Origin of the sequence: Oscillibacter sp. CU971, assembly GCF_905219725.1 — a bacterium.
Classification (GTDB): Bacteria; Bacillota; Clostridia; order Oscillospirales; family Oscillospiraceae; genus Oscillibacter.
Genome location: NZ_CAJMXG010000221.1, coordinates 1 through 4,820 on the forward strand (window position 1 = coordinate 1; position 4,820 = coordinate 4,820).

A 4,820-nucleotide genomic window follows, 5' to 3' on the forward strand; every position below is an offset into this window, starting at 1 on the left:
TATGGCCCTTTATTGGACGTTTCCATTACCTTTGTCTGTTTGCCTGGCTTTTACCGGCTTTAATCAGTGCTTCCTTAACATCATTTCAAGACACTTCCAATGGCGCGCAGAAGGCTGTTCTCCTTATCGGACGTGTCCTGCGTCAGCTCCCAGATCATCACGCCGCCCAAGGCTTCCCTGGCGTACCGCGTCTTCTTGGCAATGGTGTCCGGCCCGTTGTAATAGACCTCCATGCCGTTATAGAGGACATGATCCCCGGCGGAAGCCTCCGGCACGGCGGCCAGGATCGCCCCATAGTCCGCCCAGCTGGGCCGGGCATAGAAGGGAAGCCCCAGCACCACCTTGTGAGCGGGCAGGCCGCGGGTTTCCTTCCAGTAGCGCCCGCAGTCCACGGCAAACTGATAGGAGGAGTGGCGCTCTCCGTCGCCGCCGTCATAGGCCATGACATTGATGAAGTCCAGGGCATTCAGCACGGCGTTGGAGTGGGCCGCCGCGTCATAGTAGACGTTTCCGTCCGCCGTGGCGCCGCTCAGCACCGCCGCCGTCAGCAGCCTGCCCTGGGCGTGGAGCCGCTCGGACAAGGCCAGCATCAGCGCTTCATATTGCCTGGCGCTGGTCCCGTCCACGCGGGGGTGCTCCCAGTCCATGTCCACGCCGTCGAAGCCATATGCCTCGCACATGNCGAGGATGCTTTCTACAANCCGCTGGAGCCTGACATCGTCGGCGGTGGCCTCCATGAATACATTTTCCAGCGGGGNATCGTTGTAGCTCCAGCCGCCCACGGACAGCAGTACGTTCGCTCCGTTTTCATGGGCGGAACGGATCAGGGTCTTGGCGGTCTCCGGGTTTTCCAAATCCCGCAATCCGCCTTCTGCCGTAGGCATGGCGAAGGCGTAGCAGACGTGGGTCACCACGCCGAAGTCCTCGGAGTTCAGCCTGTCCGGCTTCCAGTTGGGATAATAGCCTACCACTTTAAAGCCGGTCCGTTCCGCGTTGCGGGGCCCGGAGGCGTCAATGGGAACGCTGCTCACGCCCTCCGGCTGGACCGGCTCGCCGTCCAGGATTCCCAGGTCTTCCCACACGCCGCTGCTGTCAGGCCGCTCACCCTGGGTCCACCACCTGGCCCGGTACCGCCGCCCCTGATGGCTGACGGTATCGCCTCCGGTGTAAACTGCGGCGCTGTCCCAGATATCCGTTGGAGGGTCCGGCGCGGCGGAGCCGTCCGGTTCTTCGCCTGTGGTTTCCAGCGGCGGGGCCGTCTGCTCCTCCGGCTCTGTGTCTGGAAAGACGGCTGCTGAGGCCCCAGGGCGAGAATCCTCCGGAGCCGCCGCTATGCCGGTATCCTGCCGGATGCCGACGCGCAGCCAAACCGCAGAGGTCAGCAGCACGCCAAGGACAAAGCCGCCCAGGGCGTAAGCCAATTTTCGATTTCGTCCCATAGCGCCGCCTCCGCTCCAAGCCCGACAAGATTCGCCTTCGTTTGCTCCTATTATAAAGGATGAACAGGCCGGGCGCAATCTCGTTTTCTTCTTGTGTCCTGGATATGGATTGGGTATAATGGGGGCGAACAGGAGGTGTCCCTATGGAACGAAAGCGCTGCCGCTGGGCCGATCCGGCCTCTGAACTCTATACGGCCTATCACGACCAGGAGTGGGGGAGGCCGGAGCATGACGACCGGAAGCTCTTCGAAATGCTGATCCTGGAGGGCTTCCAGGCGGGCCTGTCCTGGATTACAATCCTGAAAAAGCGGGAGGCGTTCCGGCAGGCCTTCGACGGTTTCGATCCCGCGGTTGTCGCGGAGTACGGCCCGGAGAAGATGGAGGCACTGATGGAGGACCCCGGCATCGTGCGGAACCGCCGCAAGATTCAGGCGGCGGTCCAGAACGCGAGGGCTTTCCTGNACATCCAGAAGGAGTTTGGGTCTTTCGACCGCTACCTCTGGGGCTTCACGGACGGGCAGGTCATTCTGAACACAGACGACGAGGTCCGGGCCAGTACCGAGTTATCCGACCAGGTTTCCAAGGACTTGAAACGCCGGGGGATGAACTTCGTGGGCTCCGTCATCATCTACTCATTTTTGCAGGCGGTGGGCGTAGTTAACGACCACGAGACGGGATGCTGGTGTTATCCCCGGCAGAATTGGGAAGGGGAAACTCGCTGAAGCGCGGAAGGACCATTGGATACACGCCCATCGCCATGGCGATTCCCCGCATGATGAACTCTACGCACGGTATCGCCACGCTGTTTCCCAAAGCCCGGTACCTGGCGGAGTCCGAGGCCCCCGGTATGCCCGTCCAGCCGTCCGGGAAACCCTGGAGCCGCTCGCATTCTGTCGCCGTAAGCCTCCTTATGAGCTTCGGCAGCGCTGCGGCGCATGTTTGCGCGAACGCCTCCGAGGCGGCCCGCTTCGCCGCCTGATAAATGTGATCGGTGGCGTCCTTATATTGCCTGGCGCTTTCTGTGGATGCGACATCTCCCTCCTGAAAGTGGTCTGTCCTNTGCCGGGTAAAGACGGCGTGCCGGTGCTCGGAGGTCAGCGTAAACGACAGCTCTTTCTGAACGCCAAGGCCATGACCGCCGTTCTCCGGGGCGCAGTCCACGGTATTGCCCAGGATGCAGAAAGTTTCCGGCGGCACGGAAACCAGGGGGAGGTTGTTCCCTCCTGAGCCATTACGATTGGTTAGTGTGGGGGACACCCTGTGCGGCCCTGTGTACCTTGCGTCGATGCCATGGTTTTCATAAACTCCAACGACCAGGGGCTGATTGTTGCCGCCCTGGCCAAAGCTGGCGGGCACGGTTTGGGCGGCGCTGACCGGGCCGCGGAACCTCGTGTCCTGGCCGTGATTGTCAAAAATCAGCGGCTGATGCCCATGCTCCTGAGCCCGCAGAGTGCCCGTCACATTTTCAGAGCACTCCATAACGCTGCCGCCCTGGTCGTTGAGGCAGAGGACGGAGGGCATCATGTTTCCGCTGGCGGTCCCCTTCAGTGTGGGAGCGACCTCCTCCTGATAGCCGATGGTCCCGGCGGCGGCTCCCGCTCCGGCGCAAAAGGCGGCGGTCAGCGCGCAGGGGTATTCCTGGCCGGGCATACCGCCTTCGCTGCCTTTGCTGACCACGCCCGCCGCGAACAGCAGCCCGCCGGGATTCCGGCCTCCGCCTCCGTCGGCGCTGGCCAGCGTGGGCGCTTTGCCCTCCGGCGTGAAGATCCTGGCCTGCTGGGTATCCCAGGGAGTAAGGCAGTCTTCCTCAGCGCGTTCCCGCCGGACCACGCCGCCGGCCGGCGGGCTTGCGCGGAACTCCTCCAGGGAGATCAAGCCCGCCTGGGCCTTCAGCGCCAGCTCCAATTGCGGCGGCAGATCCTTCCCCCGCTCCCCTGCCCGGCGCAGGATACCCAGGCAGGCTTTCCTGGTCAAATAATATTTGGATGGGACTTCCTCCTGCAAAATCGCAGACAAGGAAGATTCGGCGGCGTCTTTGGGGCACTCCGAGGTATTGAGCGTCCCACCGCACCCAAGCCACTGTGGATCGATCTCCCAATATGGCCCCAGCATATTTCCAGCGCCCGCGCGGAGGTCTAATAACATGAAGCTCTGGTTCCTCAATCTGGAGGAACGCCTCGAGGACCTGCCGGAAGTCCGAGCCCGGTGTTTTCCGCCCCGTTTTCGGGTCTCGTCCGCTGGAGAGGCTTCCCGGCACATTCTCCCACACGGCGAATCGGGGGCGAACATGGACACCTGTCCATCCATGACGTTTGTCTTCATCTCTCATCTCCTTGATGATTCGGATTTGCTCCATAAATAAGCCGGAGCGGGAGCCGGTCAAACCCGTTCTAGTCCCTGCGACACTGAGATCCTGGCACGGTGAGCCGCCGCAGACAACGTCTACAGGAGGAAGCTTGGCTCCGTCCAGCTTCGTGATATCCCCCACATGGACCATGTCGGGGAAGTGGTATTTCGTCACCTCGATGGGGAAGGCTTCGATTTCGCTGGCCCAGAGGGGCTCGATCCCCGCCCTGACCGCCGCGAGGGGAAAGCCGCCGATCCCATCGAAGAGGCTTCCCATGGTCAGCATGGCTTCCCCTCCTGTTATGAGTTCGGAGTCACCGCGTGAGCGATGCTCCGTGTGGTATTGATTGCCGTTTGGGCGGTATAGACCGCGCTCATGATATTGGCGTGGGTGGTGGTGTCCAGGCCGAAGGTCCCGGCGATGCGGGGCACCTCTCCGGCGGAGAGCATCAGCCCCAGGCCCAGCAGGGCGTGGTCCTTGAAGACCATGAGCCCCGCCACCAGAATGGTGGACTGCAAAAAGGCCGTCAGGCACAGGCCGACCACCTGCTTGATCCATTGGACGAATCCGTCGATGTAGCCCCTGGGGACGCTGAACATATAGAGGCTCCCCACGGCGATCTGGATGAGCAGGATGCCGCCCCGCTTCAGGTTGCTGAAAAACACCTTGATCACGGCATAGGCCATGAGGATGATGCAGAACAGCAGCATAAAGGGGCTGGTGAGGACGCTCAGGCCAAAGCCCAGGGACTGGCTGGCCATATCCGCTAGGCTGTCCACGCCCTGGAGGTCCGCAATGATGGCCTCTCCCACAGTACCGATGCTGTTTCCATTGTCAGCTTTGCGTTTGTCCCTGATGAACTGGGAGAGCTTCTGCTGGTACTCGTCCAGATCGTAACGGTTGAATTTGGTTTTATCCAGAGTACCAGTGAAGAAGAAGTCCCAGGGATTGCACAGCGCGTATTGCAGAACCAGAGACTTTGCCCGGCAGAACGCCTCGTTCAGCTTGGCGTCATAGTGCTGCTCCTGCTCCTT

The 4,820-nt window shown here is 61.6% G+C and carries 4 protein-coding genes and 1 pseudogene; 1 reads left to right on the forward strand and 4 read right to left on the reverse strand.

Annotated features, from left to right (window positions below; translation table 11 throughout):
• Window positions 1–80: 80 nt before the first annotated feature.
• On the reverse strand, window positions 81–1,439 hold the full coding sequence (locus tag JX325_RS12765) for a glycosyl hydrolase family 18 protein (protein WP_204791491.1): 1,359 nt from the start codon (window positions 1,437–1,439) through the stop codon (window positions 81–83).
• A 143-nt stretch (window positions 1,440–1,582) separates the two neighbouring features.
• Between JX325_RS12765 and JX325_RS12770 the strand changes: the two genes are divergently transcribed.
• Entirely contained in the window at window positions 1,583–2,161 is a 579-nt protein-coding gene (locus JX325_RS12770; RefSeq protein ID WP_204791492.1) for a DNA-3-methyladenine glycosylase I, read from the forward strand.
• On the opposite strand, the gene JX325_RS18195 is transcribed toward JX325_RS12770, so the two are convergent.
• The 3 genes and pseudogenes from JX325_RS18195 to JX325_RS12785 form a co-directional block, all read right to left on the reverse strand.
• Window positions 2,097–3,551, reverse strand: a complete 1,455-nt coding sequence (locus JX325_RS18195; protein ID WP_374220617.1) for a DNA cytosine methyltransferase — start codon at window positions 3,549–3,551, stop codon at window positions 2,097–2,099. The two genes, JX325_RS12770 and JX325_RS18195, sit on opposite strands and share 65 nt — an antisense overlap.
• 187 nt (window positions 3,552–3,738) lie before the next feature.
• Window positions 3,739–4,071: pseudogene (locus JX325_RS18735) on the reverse strand (DNA cytosine methyltransferase); the annotation flags it as partial.
• 14 nt (window positions 4,072–4,085) lie between these two features.
• Window positions 4,086–4,820, reverse strand: a 735-nt coding sequence (locus tag JX325_RS12785; RefSeq protein WP_243414079.1) for a conjugal transfer protein TrbL family protein, incomplete at its 5' end; no start/stop codon positions are given.